11 protein-coding genes are annotated in these 15,257 nt (G+C 72.5%); 2 read left to right on the top strand and 9 right to left on the bottom strand.

Features of this window, described 5'->3' with window-relative positions:
- Positions 1–71: 71 nt before the first annotated feature.
- Positions 72–1,451, bottom strand: a complete 1,380-nt coding sequence (locus PKF00_RS15260) for an MFS transporter (protein WP_271218166.1) — start codon at positions 1,449–1,451, stop codon at positions 72–74.
- 108 nt (positions 1,452–1,559) lie between these two features.
- Between PKF00_RS15260 and PKF00_RS15255 the strand changes: the two genes are divergently transcribed.
- The gene (locus PKF00_RS15255) at positions 1,560–2,420 is read left to right on the top strand and encodes a helix-turn-helix transcriptional regulator (RefSeq protein ID WP_271218165.1); all 861 of its coding nucleotides are present in this window, start codon (positions 1,560–1,562) and stop codon (positions 2,418–2,420) included.
- Positions 2,421–2,536: 116 nt separating this feature from the next.
- Here PKF00_RS15255 and PKF00_RS15250 read toward each other — a convergent pair whose 3' ends face one another.
- From PKF00_RS15250 to PKF00_RS15230, 5 genes are all read right to left on the bottom strand, one after another.
- Positions 2,537–3,829 carry an AAA family ATPase gene (locus PKF00_RS15250; protein WP_271218164.1) on the bottom strand — a complete coding sequence of 431 codons (1,293 nt, stop codon included), beginning with the start codon at positions 3,827–3,829 and terminating at the stop codon, positions 2,537–2,539.
- Between the two features lie 37 nt (positions 3,830–3,866).
- Entirely contained in the window at positions 3,867–5,336 is a 1,470-nt protein-coding gene (locus PKF00_RS15245; protein WP_271218163.1) for a hypothetical protein, read from the bottom strand.
- Positions 5,333–6,436, bottom strand: a complete 1,104-nt coding sequence (locus tag PKF00_RS15240) for a hypothetical protein (RefSeq protein ID WP_271218162.1) — start codon at positions 6,434–6,436, stop codon at positions 5,333–5,335. The genes PKF00_RS15245 and PKF00_RS15240 overlap by 4 nt, the downstream gene beginning before the upstream one ends.
- On the bottom strand, positions 6,433–7,212 hold the full coding sequence (locus PKF00_RS15235) for a hypothetical protein (RefSeq protein WP_271218161.1): 780 nt from the start codon (positions 7,210–7,212) through the stop codon (positions 6,433–6,435). Before PKF00_RS15235 ends, PKF00_RS15240 begins: the two co-directional genes overlap by 4 nt.
- A gap of 150 nt (positions 7,213–7,362) precedes the next feature.
- The gene (locus tag PKF00_RS15230; RefSeq protein ID WP_271218471.1) at positions 7,363–9,390 is read right to left on the bottom strand and encodes a HelD family protein; all 2,028 of its coding nucleotides are present in this window, start codon (positions 9,388–9,390) and stop codon (positions 7,363–7,365) included.
- A gap of 64 nt (positions 9,391–9,454) precedes the next feature.
- On the opposite strand from PKF00_RS15230, the gene PKF00_RS15225 reads away from it, so the two are divergent.
- Complete coding sequence (locus tag PKF00_RS15225; protein WP_271218160.1) at positions 9,455–10,060, top strand: TetR/AcrR family transcriptional regulator; 606 nt, start codon at positions 9,455–9,457, stop codon at positions 10,058–10,060.
- A gap of 187 nt (positions 10,061–10,247) precedes the next feature.
- Here the strand turns inward: PKF00_RS15225 and gnd are convergent, their stop codons facing one another.
- The 3 genes from gnd to PKF00_RS15210 form a co-directional block, all read right to left on the bottom strand.
- Positions 10,248–11,678 (bottom strand): NADP-dependent phosphogluconate dehydrogenase, encoded by a 1,431-nt coding sequence (gene gnd, locus PKF00_RS15220; RefSeq protein ID WP_271218159.1) that lies wholly within the window; start codon positions 11,676–11,678, stop codon positions 10,248–10,250.
- 123 nt (positions 11,679–11,801) lie between these two features.
- Complete coding sequence (locus PKF00_RS15215; RefSeq protein ID WP_271218158.1) at positions 11,802–13,496, bottom strand: serine/threonine-protein kinase; 1,695 nt, start codon at positions 13,494–13,496, stop codon at positions 11,802–11,804.
- 188 nt (positions 13,497–13,684) lie between these two features.
- Entirely contained in the window at positions 13,685–14,920 is a 1,236-nt protein-coding gene (locus PKF00_RS15210; protein ID WP_271218157.1) for a glycosyltransferase family 4 protein, read from the bottom strand.
- Between the last annotated feature and the right edge of the window lie 337 nt (positions 14,921–15,257).

Raw genomic sequence — 15,257 nt, 5'->3', positions numbered from 1 at the left:
ACCGGAGCGCGATCGGCCCCGCGGGCACGGCCGGCAGACCGTGCCCGCGGGGCCCGTCACGGGAGGGCTCGTCACCGCCGCAGCAGCGGCAGCGCGCAGACTCCGGTGACCAGCGTCGTGACGGCCAGGGCCACGTCCACGCCCGTGATCGACCCCCCGCTCAGGTACAGCGTGCCGAACGTGGCCACGCCGACGACCTGGCCGAGCTGGGTCACCATGACGAACAGCCCGCTGGTGTCCGGGGCGTCCTCGGGAGCCACGTGGGTGAGCGCGATCGTGAGCACCGGGCTGAACGCCCCGCCCAGGCCGAACCCGACCACGGCCTGCGATATCGCCAGGAGAGGCTGACCGTGGCCGTCGCCGCTCAGCGCGACCGCCAGGCCCGCGTAACCCAGCGCGGCCACCCCGTACGAGGCGATCACCGCGCGGCGCCGCAGGCGCTCGGGGATCCGCCGCCAGTTCAGGCTCGCCACCGCGAACGTCAGCGCGCCCGGGATGAACGTCAGGCCCGCCCGCAGGGGGCTGTCGCCCAGGGCGCCCTGCAGGTGCAGGGCGAGACTGAACAGGAACCCGCCGTAGGTCGCCATCACCCCGAAGACGGCCAGCGCGGCGGGGACGACCCCCGGCGCCCTGAGCACCCGCGCGGGCACCAGAGGCGCGGAGGCTCGCCGCTCGACCAGCACGAAGATCCCCGCGAGCGCCACGCTCGCGGCCATCGAGGCCCAGCCCCACAGCGGCCAGTCCTGCTCGTGGCCCAGCACGAGCGGCACCACCAGGAGGCTGACCGCCAGCGAGAGGGTGACCAGGCCCGGCAGGTCCAGGGGGCGGTGGCGCTGCGGGCCGTCCGCGGGCAGCAGCCTCGAGCCCATCACGAGCAGGCCGACCCCGATCGGCACGTTCACCAGGAACACCGGACGCCACGCGGAGCCGAACAGGTCGGCGGAGACCAGCACGCCGCCCAGCACCTGACCGATCACGGCGGCTCCCGAGATCACCGTGGCGTAGAGGCTGAGCGCGCGGGCCCGCGAGGCTCCTTCGAAGTTCGTCTGGATCATGCTCAGCACCTGGGGGACCATCAACGCCGCTCCAGCCCCCTGGAGCAGCCGGAAGGCGATGAGCTGCCCGGCGGAGACGGCCAGACCGCAGGCGAGGGAGGTGGCGGTGAACGCCGCCAGGCCGTACAGGAACAGACGCCGCCCGCCGTGGCGGCCGCCGAGGCGGGCGCCGGTGATCAGCAGCATCGCATAGGCGATGGTGTATCCGGAAATGATCATCTGAAGGCCCGAACCGGACGTGCCCAGGTCGGAACGGATCACGGGGGAGGCGACGTTGACGATCGAGACATCGAGAATCGCCATGAACTGCCCGGTCAGGATCACCGTCAGCAGCCAGGGCGCACGAGGGGAGGCCGCCGGGACGGCAGGGGCCCCGGTGGTCGGTAGCGCGGTCATGGGAACGACTGTGAGGCCGCGCGGATACCGGTAACGAGAGCCTGCCGATCCTGGTACTGACAGCACCTGGCAGAGCGCCTCCCCTTCGGCCAGCATGGAGCGGTGACCATGACCCAGCCGTGTGCCCGCAGGACGGAGCTCGCCTCCTTCCTGCGCAGCCGTCGTGACCGCATCACCCCCGAGGACGTCGGCCTGCCTCCCGGGCTGCGCCGCCGTACCCCGGGGCTGCGGCGCGAGGAGGTCGCCATGCTCGCCGGGGTCGGCGTCACGTGGTACACCTGGCTTGAGCAGGGCAGGCCGATCAACGCCAGCGTGCAGGTGCTCGACGCGATCTCCAGGACGCTCGGCCTCGACGAGGCGGAGCGTGAGCACCTCTACCGGCTGGCCGACATGCCGTCCGTGCCCGAGAGCGACACCTGCGGCGTCCTGGAGCCGGAGACCCAGATCATCCTCGACAACCTGGACCCGCTGCCCGCCGCGGTCTACAACGGCCGCTACGACCTGCTGGCCTGGAACCAGACGTACGGCACGCTGTTCCCGGTCATGACCTCGGCGCCGCCCGCGACCAGAAACGCGCTCTGGCAGCTGTTCGTTTCGCGCGACTGCTGCACCCCGGTGGTCAACCGGGCCGAGGAGCTGCCGCAGATGGTGGCCACCCTGCGGGCGGGCTTCGGGCGGCACCTCGGCGAGCCCGCCTGGACCGACTTCGTCCGCAGGCTGTCGGCGGCCAGTCCGGAGTTCGCACGTATGTGGTCCGCGCACGACGTCGCCAGGCCGGGAAGCCGTATGAAGATCTTCCAGCACTCCGCGGCGGGGGTGGTGCGCACGATCTCCACGAGCCTGGCTCTGTCCTCCCCGCCGGAGGCGCGGGTGGTCGTCTACACGCCGCTCGACGAGGAGAGCGGTGAGCGCATCCGGTGGATCAGGGCCCACCCCGAGGTCTCACCGGTTCCCGTCCACACCCACTGACGGCTCGCACCGGCCGAGCCCGTCCCGGGCGACGCCCCTGTGAGCGGGCGGGAGGGGCCGTCACGCCGCTCCGTGGGAGACGGACGCCTCCGCCCGGCAGGGCTCTCCGTCTCCGCTCAGTGAGCCGCGACCCGGTGCTTCGACAGGTGGGCCAGCACGGCCTGGTTGGCCTCCCAGCCGTCGGGGAACTTCACCGGAACGCCGAGCTGGACCGGCTCGGCGGAGGGGTGGGCGTCCAGCAACTCGGGAATGCCCGCCCTGGCGACCACGACGCAGGCGTGCCGGTGCCGTGAGGCCAGCACGCACAGTCGTCCCGACTCCAGGTGGAAGGCGGTGGCGTCGCGGCGTCCCGACAGCGGGTGCAGCACGATCGTCACGTCGTACTCCCGTCCCTGGAGCCGGTTCGCGGTGTCCACCGTGATCTCCTCGGGCACCCCGGCGGCGCGGATCGCGGCGACCTGGTCGCGGTGCGCGGCGCCGATGGCGATCCTGTCGGCCGTCACCCGGTGGCTGCCGCGCTCCGAGTGCGCCACGGGGGCGCGCTGCAGCAGCCGCACCGCCAGCACCGCCACCGCCTGCACGGCCTCGGCGTCCGTGCGCACGGTGTGGCGGCTCGGCAGCTCGTACAACGCCCAGCCCGACGCCGCCGCCTCCTCCAGAGCCCGGTCGTAGGAGGTGCGCATGCCGTTCACGGTCAGCTCGAGAGACCGGTCGCCGTGCTCCGTCCCCGCCCGGAACCCGGTGAACGGGTAGAACGCCTCGGAGACCACCGGCGCCGCCGACGCGGGCAGCCGCCAGGACACGGGGAGCCGGTGCACCGGCAGGTCGGGGTTGTGCCGCAGCAGCACCGAGACCGCGCTCTGCACCGGATCCCACGACAGGCCCGCCCAGCGCTCGCCGTCCACGATCGAGAACGGGTCGAGCTGGCCGGGGTCGCCCACGAACAGCGACCGCTCGAACAGCGAGGCGATGCGCAGCAGCTTGTCCGAACGCATCTGGTAGGCCTCGTCCACGATCGCCCACGGCCAGGTCCTGTCACCGATCCAGGCCCACTTGTCGGCGGTGGCGATCACCACCGCCGGGTCGCCGAGATCGGGCAGTTTGCCCGCGACCGAGACGTTGGGCAGGGCCAGGACGCGGCCCGGCGTGACGTAGCCGCTCGCGGAGAGGCGGCCGACCGTGAGGTCGGGATGCTCGGTCGCGAGCCGTTCCACCAGGTCGTCGACCTGCTCGTTGGTCTGCGCCACGATCATCAGCGGCTCGCCCGTCTCGGCGATGTGCCCGGCCGCCCTGACCACCAGGGTGGACTTGCCCGCGCCGGGCGGTGAGTCGACCACCACGCCCCGGTTGCGGGGCAGGTCGGCCAGGACCGCGTCGACGACGGCCGCCGCCTCCTGCTGCGGCGTCACGCCGGGACTCCCGCGCGGCGCGCCGTCCGATGAGCGTTCACGACCACTCCTCCTGAGCGTCCTCGTCGCTGGGCACGTACTCCTGCGGTGGGCCGCCGTGCGTCCACGGCGTCAGCTCGGGGTCGGGAAGCGCCGCCGAGGACTGGAAGTCGTCGGTCAGCGAGGTGTAGGTGACCCGCTCGCCGGGCTCGGGAACGGAACCCGGCGAGGGCGTCCTGCCCCTGCCCATCCCCTTGGTGATCTTCAGGGTGACCTCGCCGTCCACGACCTCGACGATCTCGGCGGCGTGTCCGCGCCGGTCCGGGCTGCCGACCGTGGCGCCGGGCGTCAGCCGTACCTGGTCCTCGGTCCTGACCGTGATCAGCGGACGCAGCTTGCGCGAGCGGCCCTCGCCCTCGGTGTGCTCGGGATCGGCCGCGGTGACCGTCCCGGCGAACGCCTCACCGGTCAGCCGGTACTCGGCCATGACCAGCGGGTCGTCGTAGGCGCGCTGAACGTCGTAACTCGCCCGCGCGCGCTCGAGCCCGGCCAGCCGCGCCGCGGCGCCGACCGCGCCGTCCCTGCGCGCCTGCGGCGGGCCGCCCTCGGTGACCCGCTCGAGGAACCGGGTGAAGGATCCCCGGTCGACGTCCCAGCGGTCCTTCACCCGCGCCCCCTCCGGCAGCGCGCGCAACAGCTCGACCGATCGCCACATCAGCCGCCACGTCGGCTCGAGCTGGGTGCGCAGAGCCTGGGCGACGCGTTCGACGGCACGCTCCGTCGGGGCCTCCTCGTAGGCGCGCACGGCGGGGCCGAGCACCTCGTTGTCGAAGCCCGGGTCGGTCGCGGGCCCCGCGGGGGGCCACAGCAGCGGATCCTCCGCCTCCTCCGCGGCCCCGGGCCCCGTCATGCCCTCGGGGGGATCGATCCATCCGAGCAGCGCCGCCAGGTTCGCGTCCTCGAGACCGCTCTGCCCGGTGGCCCAGTGCGCCCCCAGCGCCTCGGTCGCCGTCAGCAGCAGGGAGGAGCCAGGGTGCTGCGACCTGTCGGCGAAGTAGGTCAGCCACCGGCCCAGCAGGGGCACCGACGGGTGCACGGGGTAGGGGCCGTCGACCCTGCGGAACCGGGTCGAGCGGCCCAGCAGCCCGACGAAGGTCACCGCCTGCGGGTTCGGCACCAGGATCTGCGGGGCGTCCAGGCACCGTTCGTACGGCTCGCCGCCCTTCTTCTCGATGGTCTCCGTGGTCTTGCCGAACCCCTCGATGTACGGCAGGACCACCTCGGCCAGCTCGGCGGTGAAGGCGAAGCGCAGATCCCGGTTGCGCGGCTGCGGCACCACGAGCAACCTGGGGTGTCCGGGATCGGTGCCGACCATGGCCCCCATCGGGGCGGCGGCCTCACCGGCGAGCCTCAGCGGGATGAACACCATCGGGTGCGGGGCGAGGTGGCAGTGCCGGACCGTGGTGATCGGCTGCGCGATCCCGTCCCTGATGGCGCGAAGCTGCGCCAGCGCCGTCAACGCGCTCACCTGAGGCACTCCTCGCGCAGCAGGTTCGCCGTGCGGAGCAGGCGGGCGACCTCCTCCTGGCCCTCCGCGGGCTCGAGGGTCCCCTCGGCCAGACCGAGCGCCTCGGCCATGCCCGAGACGCCGCCGAGCTCGTCGCGCACCTGGCGCCCGAGCAGGTCGGTCGAGCCGTTCCCCCTGGCCTCGTCGCGGCAGAACATGCACATGTCGCAGGTGGACAGGCAGTCGGGCGCGTAACGGGCGGGCACCTGGCACAGCGCCTCGGCCAGCTCCTGCGCCGAACGGGTGGGCACGCCGTCGCGGTCGGGCGCGAGGTCGAAGGTGAGCCCCTCGGGGATCCCCTCGAGCAGGCGGTCGACGCGGGTCATCCGGGCGAGCTGCCGCCTGAGCACCGCGAGCTGCTTTCGCACGTCGACCAGCGTCGCGGTGGGCCGGTTCGCGAAGTTCTCCGGACAGACCAGCACCACGTCGTGGGAGACCCGCTCCGGGTCGTGCCCCAGCTCGGCCAGCAGCGTGCGCAGCGCCAGCACGTAGACCGCGGCCTGCCTGGCGGCCCCGGCGACCTTCTGAGGCTCGGCCTGCCCGTCGATCACGCCGAACGACTTGATCTCCACGATGTGGAAGCGCCCCCCGAGCTGGAAGGCGACCACGTCGGGCTCGAGGTAGGAGGTGTGCCCGGCGATCTCCAGGCTGAACAGCGGATGGTCGTAGAAGACCGCGGTCTCCTCGCTCTCGCGCGCGGCCCGGTCGATCAGCGCCCGGGTGTGGGAGTGGCGCAGGTGGGCGCCGACGTTCTCCACGTCCTGGTAGCCGACCTCGGAGACGGGCAGGCCGAGCAGCTCGCGCAGCAACCGCAGCAGCTCCGCGCAGCCGTTCTCCTTCACCAGCGCCTCGAACACGTTCCCTCGGGTGATCGCGAACTGCGACTGGCCGAAGGGGGCGGGGAAGCCCACATGCCTGGCCGTGCGGTCCTTGTCCACTCCTGCGGCGTCCAGCAGCGCCCTGCGGGCGCAGCCGGGATTGGCGGCCAGCGCCGCGATGGCGCGGGCGTCGTGCGGGTGCGAGGGCACGGGCCCGCGCAGCTCGTCCAGCCTGCCGTTCAACAGGCCCCCCTCAGAGTGCTCATCGTGGCGGCGCCGAACAGGCGCTCCACGTCCGACAGTTGACTGCTCGCCCGCGCCGCCACCTCGGCCCGCTGCCTGGTGTCCGCCGCGTGGTGCACCTCGAGCTCGGCGCGGGCGGCGCGGATCGCGATCGCCGGATCGGCGGGCGCGAAGCTCTCGACGGCGCCGGGGATGTTCTGCGCCATCCGCGACAGCAGCCGCAACGCGGCCGGCGAGGGATCGGGCAGGCGGGTCAGGTGCTCGGCGACGCGCATGGTCGAGGTGAGGAAGTCGACACGCGGGCTCAGCGGCCCGAGCACCCTGCGCTCCGGCTCCCATGTGCTGTCGGCGAGCAGTCCTCTCGCGGGGGAGAGGCGGTCGGTCAGCGCGGCGCACAGGTAGTAGGGGCGGGCGTACGGGTCGCTGCGGAAGGAACGTTCCTCGTCCCTGCGAAGGCTGGTCAGCTGGGGACCGCGCAGCGCGCGGGAGAAGAACGCGTCGTTCACCGCCACGACCAGCCTGGCCGCCGCGGGCACGCCCAGCAGCGCCAGCGCCTGGTGGACCTGCTCCCTGATGGGAAGCAGCGAGGGCTCGGGCTCATGGGACGCGGGCACGGGCTCCTCGGCGCTGATCGCCTCGTCCCAGGCCTTCTCCGCCCTGCGCAGGTCTCCGCGCAGTGATCGGGCCAGCGAGTTCTCCCTCGCCTTGACCGCGCGTCGCACCTCGGCGCGGAGGCCGGTTATCCGCCGCTCCAGCGCGTCCAGTGATTCACTCACGGCACGGAGCGTAACAGCAGTTCCACCAGTCTCCCTTGATTTCCAGCGAATTCCAGCATTACGGCGTGTCCTGTTCCTGCGGCGTCGGGACAGGAGCCGTCGGCCCGGCCTGCCGAGGGCGGCACGGCCCGGCGAGCCCGCCGGCCGCGATCAGTCTCCGAGCCCGGCGGGCAGCGGGCGGGAGTGCAGCACGTCCAGTCGTGAGACGGCCCTGGTGAGCACGACGTAGAGCCGGTTCAGACCCCTTGCCTCCGCCTCCGCGATGCCCGCGGGCTCGGCGACCACCACGTGGTCGTACTCGAGGCCCTTGGCCATCGTCGCGGGGACCGCGGTGACGCGGGCCCGCGAGGACGCCTCGCCGAGCGCGGCGACCTCGACGCCGGCGGCCTCGAGCGCCTCCGCCAGGACGGCGAGGTCGCCGTCCGCGGCGATCACCGCGACCGAGCCCTCGTGGCCGAGCGCGTCGCGCACCGCCTCGACCGCAGCGCCCCGCAGGTCGGTCGTCCCACGGATCCTGAGCAGGCCGTCGGCCCTGAAGGAACGGGTCCTGGGCACCTCGACCGCCAGCTCCTCCAGCAGACGGTTGGCGACCGCGACGACGGCCCCCGGCACCCGGAAACCGGTCGTCAGGGCGACCACCTGCGCCCCGGGCTTGCCGAGGTGGGCGAGCTGCTCGGCCCAGTCCCGCGCCGCCCACGGTGTGGTGCCCTGCGCCAGGTCGCCCAGCACGGTGATCGAGCCGTGCTCGCTCCGGCGCGCGATGGCCCGGCACTGCATCGCCGACAGGTCCTGCGCCTCGTCGACGATGACGTGGCCGTACCCTCGGGGACGCTCGACGAGGCTCGCGACCTCGTCGATGAGCACGGCGTCCGCCGCCGACCACCTGGCGCTCCTGAACGAGCGCGGCGGTCGCGCCCACAGGATCGCCGACTGCTCGCCGGGGGTGAGGATCCCGTCGGCGGCCCTGGCCAGCGCCGCGGGATCGCCGAGCAGTCCCGCCACGACCTCCTGTGGCCGTACGGCGGGCCACACCGTGTCGAGGAAGTCCGTGGCGGCCCTGCCCATCTTCCTCGTCCAGGCCGCGTTGGGGGTCTGGCCGCGCGACTCCGCCTGTTCCCGCAGGACGCCGACGACGCGTGACAGCACGCGCTCGCGTCCGATCCCGTACGGCGTCGCCTCCCGCCTGGTGTCGTCCACGACGCGGCGCAACCGCTCCTCGGAGACGCGCCAGCGGTAGGAGCCGTCGGGCACGGTGAGCGGGCCCGACGGGCGGCCGACCCGTTCGTACAGAGCCCTGCGCAGCACCCTCGCCATCCGGACGTCGTTCTTGACGGTCGCGGACGCCTCGCCGTCCGTGCCGCGCGGCGGGTCGGGAGCCAGCAGGCGCTCCAAGGTCGTCTGCTCGACGTCGACCTCGCCCAGCGCGGGCAGCACGGCCGAGATGTAGCCGAGGAACGCCTGGTTGGGGCCGAGGATCAGCACGCCGCTCCTGACGAGCCGCTGCCGGTGGGTGTAGAGCAGGTAGGCGGCACGGTGCAGTCCGACGGCGGTCTTGCCGGTGCCGGGCGCCCCCTGGACGCAGATCGACTCCTCGAGCCCCGCGCGGACCAGCTCGTCCTGCTCGGGCTGGATGGTGGCGACGATGTCGCGCATGGGGCCGACACGGGGGCGTTCGATCTCGGCGGCCACGATCCGGCTCGCCGTGCCCAGAGCCTCACCGCTGCCGAGGCGCTCGTCCTCGAAGCCGGTCAGGGCGGCGGGTCTCGTGGACCAGCCGAAGCGGCGGCGCACCGCGACGCCGTGAGGGTCGCGGGCGTCGGCCTGGTAGAACACCCTGGAGACGGGCGCGCGCCAGTCGATCACCAGCGGCGGCCGTCCGGTCTCCCCGGAGATGTGCCGCCGCCCCACGTAGTAGCGCTGTCCCCGGTGGTCGCCCGCGGAGGGGCCGTGGCCGAAGTCGAGGCGGCCGAAGAACGCGGGGCCCTCGGGCTCCTCCTCCAGCTCCTTGGCGAGGCTCTTGAGGTGACGTCCCAGCCTCTCCGCGCTGTAGCGGTCCCCGGCCACGTGCTCGCCGACGACGACGTTCAGGCGAGCGCCCTCGACCATGCGGCGCAGGCCCGCCCTGCACTCGGCCAGATACGCCAGCTCCTCGTCGAGCCCCGTGCCCGTCACACGCATCACCCCTAAAAAGGTTAACCGGGTTAAGATATTAACCCGGTTGCGTGTCTGTTAGGTTGAACGGGTGACGGGACTCCGGCAGCGCAAGAGACAGCAGGTCCACGAGGCGATATCCGCCGCGGCGATCGCCCTGTTCCTCGAGCGGGGATTCGACGAGGTGTCCGTCGCGGAGGTGGCGGCGGCCGCGGGAATCTCCAAGCCGACGCTGTTCAAGTACTTCGCCACGAAGGAGGACCTCGTCCTGCACCGGATCTCCGACCACCAGGGCGAGGCCGCCCTGGTCGTACGGCGGCGCGACGAGGGCGAGACGCCGCTGGCCGCCCTCCGCCGTCACTTCCTGGCGGGACTGGAGCGACGCGACCCCGTGACGGGGCTCAACGACCACCGCGAGGTGCTCGCCTACCACCGGATGATCTTCTCGGTCCCCGGCCTGGCGGCCAGGCTCCTGCACCACATGGCCGTCGACGAGGAGGCCCTCGCCGAAGCCCTCGCCGAGACCGTGGACGAACTCACCGCCAGGCTCGTCGCGGGACAGGTCCTCGCCGTGCAACGCGTGCTGGCGAGGGGAAACTGGGCGAGGCTCGCCGAGGGCGAGACGGCGGACCAGGTGTACCCCGCCGCGGTCGCCGCCGCGCGGCGCGCGTTCGACCTGCTGCCCCGCCTCGGCTGAGCGGTGTTTGTTCGCGACGCCTGCGGCGTCGCGGGCTTGGGCGTTTCCGCGTCGGCGTCTTCCCCTCGTCACTCCAGACACCGACGCGCCCAAGCCGGGCCTCGGTCCAGACACCGACGCGCCCAAGCCGACAACCGGTCCCGGCCGGAGCCGTCCCGCCGGGGGCGGCCCCCGGCGGGAGCGGGTCTCAGCCGCCGATCTCGGACCGGTCACCGGACCACAGGGTGTGGAAGCTCCCCTCCCGGTCCGTCCGCTGGTAGGTGTGCGCGCCGAAGAAGTCCCGCTGGCCCTGGATCAGGGCGGCGGGCAGGCGCTCGGCCCGCAGGGAGTCGTAGTACGCCAGCGCGGTCGAGAAGCCGGGCGCGGGGATGCCGAACTCGGCCGCCCTCGCCACCACCCGCCGCCACGAGTCCTGCGCCAGCCCCAACGCCTCGACGAAGAGCGGAGCGGTCAGCAGGGTCACCGGAGGGGTCTCGGACTCGTAGGCCTCACGGATGCGGTCGAGGAAGACCGCCCTGATGATGCAGCCGCCCCGCCAGATCGTGGCCAGCGCGCCCGGATCCACCTCCCAGCCGTACTCGGCGCTCCCCGCCCTGATCTGGTCGAACCCCTGCGCGTAGGCGATGATCTTCGACGCGTACAGCGCCCGCCGCACGTCCTCGACGAAGCTCTCGTCGAGGACGCCCGCGGGCACGCCCGAGGGGCCCGGCAGGCCGCGGGCGGCCTCACGCAGGTCCGCGTGACCGGAGACCGAGCGGGCGAACACCGCCTCGGCGATGCCGCTCACCGGGACGCCCAGGTCCAGCGCGATCTGCACCGTCCACCGCCCGGTGCCCTTCTGCTCCGCCCGGTCGGCGATCACGTCCACCAGGGGCTTGCCGGTCGAGGCGTCGACCTGCCGGAGCACCTCCGCCGTGATCTCGATGAGGTAGGAGGACAGCTCGCCCCGGTTCCACTCGTCGAAGACGTCGGCGAGCTGTGACGGGCTCAACCCCAGCCCCTGCCTGAGCAGGTCGTACGCCTCGGCGATGAGCTGCATGTCGGCGTACTCGATGCCGTTGTGCACCATCTTCACGAAGTGACCGGCCCCGTCGGGACCGATGTGCGTGCAGCAGGGCACGCCGTCGACCTTCGCCGCGATGTCCTCCAACAACGGACCCAGCGCCTCGTAGGACTCCTTGGAGCCGCCCGGCATGATGCTCGGCCCGAGCAGCGCGCCCTCCTCGCCTCCGGAGACCCCGGCGCCGACGAAGTGGATTCCCCGCTCCCGCAGCGCCGCCTCCCGCCTGCGGGTGTCGAGGAAGTGCGCGTTCCCGCCGTCGACGAGCATGTCGCCGGGCTCGAGCAGCGGAGCGAACTCCTCGATCACCGCGTCCGTCGGCGCTCCCGCCTTGACCATCACGATGACGCGGCGCGGGCGCTCCAGCGCCGCGACGAACTCCTCAGGAGTCTCGCAGGCGACGAAGGACCCCTCGTGCCCGTGCTCCTCGACCAGCGTCTTGGTCCTGGACTGCGACCTGTTGTGGACGGCCACCGTGTGCCCGTGCCTGGCGAGGTTGCGAGCCAGGTTCGCCCCCATCACCGCCAGGCCCGTCACGCCTATCTGTGCCTGAGTCATGTTGTGACACCCCCTTCGCGTTCAAGGATGTCAGTCTGCACCGCCAGGCTGGAGAGGCGCTCGTCGAGGTCCGCACGGAACACGCCCCCGCCCGCGGGACGGCCGGGAACGACTCCGCGGCGCTCACGGACGGAAGGCGGCTCCTGTGCGGTCCTCGCCCACCACGCCCCCGAGGCAGCGGTAGGTCCGCACCCCCCTGGCGAACTCCTCCTTCGAAGGAGGCAGCACCGTGGCCTGCCACTTGTCCGGGAGCGTCTTGGCGGCGCCGTACCGGGAGGCCAGCAGGATCCTGGCCGCGCAGGTCTTCCTCACCAGCTGGTGTCTCTCCACGGACGGCATGTCGTAGGTGAGGCCGCTCGGCAGCGTGGCGATCGCGAACGTCTCCCAGGCGTGCGACTCGTCGCACGGGATGGACCTGGCCGCCGCGTCGCCCGCGATCACGACGAGCCCGCCCCAGCACTCGGCCTTCTCCACGCACGAGGCGTGAGCGCCCGCCACCGTCGCCGCGGGACAGCCCGAGGTGACCGTGGGCACCCCGAGCGCGGTTCCCGTGTTCTCCACGGCGCCGGAGATCCCCGCGGTGCCGGACTGCCCGGTGACGGAGACCCCCTGGCCGAAGCTGTCCATGAGCATCAGGCCGATCCCCGCCAGCAGCAGGATCGCGAAGGCCACGGCCACCGCGACGAACACCCTGGTGTTCGAGGAACCGGGAGGCGGCGCGACGTCCCTTGCCGGTGACTGGGTGGTCCCGAACCCCTGCAACCCCGGCGAGGTCAGGTGCGCGCGCACCGCCTCCTTGCCCGCGGAGGGACGCGCCTGCGGCAGGCCGTACGGCGAGGGCCCGCCGGGGAAGGACGCGTGAGCGGGACCGACGCCGGGGCCGGTGACGAAGGGGCCCGGCTGCGGAACGGGGGGCGCGGCGTGACGGACGCTCTGGGACGGGGGCGGTGTGGGAGTGGGGCGCGGGGGGATCGGCCTCGGACCCCGGACGTCCCGGTCCATGTGCAGGTCGGTGAGAGCGTCCCGCAGGGCCGCGACGGACGAGGTCCGCCGCCCGGGGTCGCTGTCCATGGCGTGGCGGAGCACGGCGGTCAGCTCGGGCGGCACACCGGGGATCTCCGGAATCGGCAACCGGTGCAGGGCCATGATGACCGCGATGTTGACCACCCCGCTCTCGGGGAACCGGGGCGGCCGCCCCGACAGCAGCGCGTAGAGCGTGGCGGCCAGGGAGTAGACGTCTCCCGCCGCCGCGGGTTCGGTCAGGTCGAACGCCTCCGGCGGCGCGTACGCGGGAGTGAGCGACTCCCGGGTCACCGACGCCTCGCCGCCCGAGGACGGCATGGTGGCCAGGCCGAAGTCGGACAGCACCACGTTGCCGTACCGGTTGATCAGGATGTTGGCCGGTTTGATGTCGCGGTGCAGGACTCCCGCGGCGTGGGCGGCGGACAGGGCGTCCGCGATGCGGATGCCGATGTCGGCGACCTCGGCGGGCGCGAGCGGCCCCTCGGAGCGCATCCGGTCCAGCAGCGACCCGCCGGGACACAGCTCCAGCACCATGTACGGCCTGCCGTCCGCGAGCACCCCGGCGTCGTAGACGTGGGCGACGTGCGGGTGCCCGGACAGGGCCCCCGCCGAGGTGACCTCGCGCATGAAACGGCGACGGTCCCGTTCGGAGACCAGCACCCGGTTGTCGACCTTGAGAGCGACCTCACGGTCGACCGCCAGCTGTCTGGCCCGGTAGACGATTCCGAAACCGCCCTGGCCGAGCACGCCGGACACCTCGTAGCCCGGTACCGACAAGGCGCCCGCTTCGGCCATCTGCCACCTCCTGACGACGACGGGCAGATTACCGGAGTTTCGCGTTCTTCCCAGTCGTATGAGCCCCGTCCACGACGGGCCGGCGACGCCGCCCGGCCATGCCCACGCCCTCGCCTCGGCCTTCGCCGGACAGGGCCCACGGCTTCGCCCTCACCGGACCCGGTCCACGCGCTGACGGGCCCTCGGGGTCAGGACCTCACGAGATCGGCCAGGAGCGAGTCCCACTGGGAGCCGACGGCGTCCAGGTCGTATCCGGCGGCGGTGAGCAGGGCGTTGCCGCCCAGCCTGGCCCGCAGCTCGCGGTCCTCGATCAGACGGCAGACGGCCTCGGCCAACGCCCGCGGCTTCCGCGGGCGTACGAGCAGGCCGTCGTGCTCGTGGGTGATGATCTCCTTGGGACCGTGCGGGCAGTCGAAGCTCACCACCGGCACGCCCTTGCTCATCGCCTCCAGGATCGTCATGCCGAATCCCTCGTAGCGTGAGCTGACGACGTAGATCGACGATTTGGCCAGTTCGACGCCGACCTCGGAGGAACTGCCCATGAGGAACACCTTGTCCGCCAGCCCGGCCTCCTCGATTCTCGTCCTGAGCCGGTGCTCGGCCTTCTGCGTGCCACCCCCGTAGATGCGCAGCACCCAGTCAGGGTGCGCCGCCGCGACGTGCTTCCATGCCTCGACCAGCCGGTCGAAGCCCTTGGCGTGCACCAGCCTGCCGATGGCGACCACGCACTTCTCCTCCAGCGCCGAGACGTCACCGGCCAGGTCGGGAACGGCGTTGGGGACGCGCAGCAGCCGCCGCGGCGGATTCGCCCTCAACAGCCTGGCGTACTGGTCGAGATCGGCCTGGGTGAGGGTGACGAAGGCGTCGAGCCTGCCGTACCGCCTCCTGATGAGCCGCCGGACCTCGGGGGAGTGGACGTCGAGCGCCACATGCTCCTGGCCGACGGTCAGCACATCGGGGGGCGCGAACAACGCGGTGACCAGGTTGAACCCGGGACGGGTCGAGATCAGCACGCCGCCGCGCAGCGACCGCAGGAAACCGACCAGGCGCAGGTCCGTCCAGAGGGAGACCGAGCGGTAGACGTTCTCCTGTTCCGGGATGAGGACGCTCGGGAAGCGTGACAGCAACCGTCCGACCCGGCCGCGTGGCCGGGTCCTGTCGTCCAGGAACGACACCCGCACCCCGGGCGGGATGGGGAAGAACGGCTCCTTGGCCGCCCTGACGACGGAGACGATCTCCACGTCCCGCTCGCGTGCCAGGTATCCCGCGAGGTTGAGCACGGTCCTGATGGTGCCGCCCATCCCATAGGCGTGCTGCAGCAGGATCCTGACCGTCCCGGCGTCCGGCGCGGGCGCGTGACGGGCCCGCCGGGCGTTGACTGCTTTCAGCAGTCGCAGCGCCACGCCCGCGGCGGCGTTCCGCACCCTCGCCGACGCCTTCCCCGCCTTGCTCCCCGGTCTTCCTTCCGTTCCCCTGTCCGGCAACTGAGAGCCCCCCTGCTCCGTGTGGGTTTCGCCGTACGGCGTGTGCGCCCCTGCCGACTGCCCCGTAAGCAGATGAAATATCCTGCTAAAAGCGTTGAAAACCACATACCTGCTATGTGTCCGTCCGTCGCGCGTCCGGCTGTCCGGCCCCCTCGGTGAGGGCCGTCCGTCGAGAGAGCGGTTGATTTGACGAGGGCGGACGCCGTACATAGAGTTCACAGGCCCGAGGGGGTCGGTGGAGATCACCAAGGCCTCGGGACCCTCCTTCTGATCAAAT

It is taken from the genome of Streptosporangium carneum, from assembly GCF_027922005.1.
GTDB lineage: Bacteria > Actinomycetota > Actinomycetes > Streptosporangiales > Streptosporangiaceae > Streptosporangium > Streptosporangium carneum.
Note: the sequence above shows the minus strand (reverse complement) of the source record. Positions and strands in the feature narration are given on the sequence as shown.

Coding starts and splice junctions, on each gene's coding strand:
- PKF00_RS15260 (WP_271218166.1), bottom strand. CDS start 1,451: ATGACCGCGCTACCGACCACCGGGGCCCCTGCCGTCCCGGCGGCCTCC.
- PKF00_RS15255 (WP_271218165.1), top strand. CDS start 1,560: ATGACCCAGCCGTGTGCCCGCAGGACGGAGCTCGCCTCCTTCCTGCGC.
- PKF00_RS15230 (WP_271218471.1), bottom strand. CDS start 9,390: ATGCGTGTGACGGGCACGGGGCTCGACGAGGAGCTGGCGTATCTGGCC.
- gnd (WP_271218159.1), bottom strand. CDS start 11,678: ATGACTCAGGCACAGATAGGCGTGACGGGCCTGGCGGTGATGGGGGCG.
- PKF00_RS15215 (WP_271218158.1), bottom strand. CDS start 13,496: ATGGCCGAAGCGGGCGCCTTGTCGGTACCGGGCTACGAGGTGTCCGGC.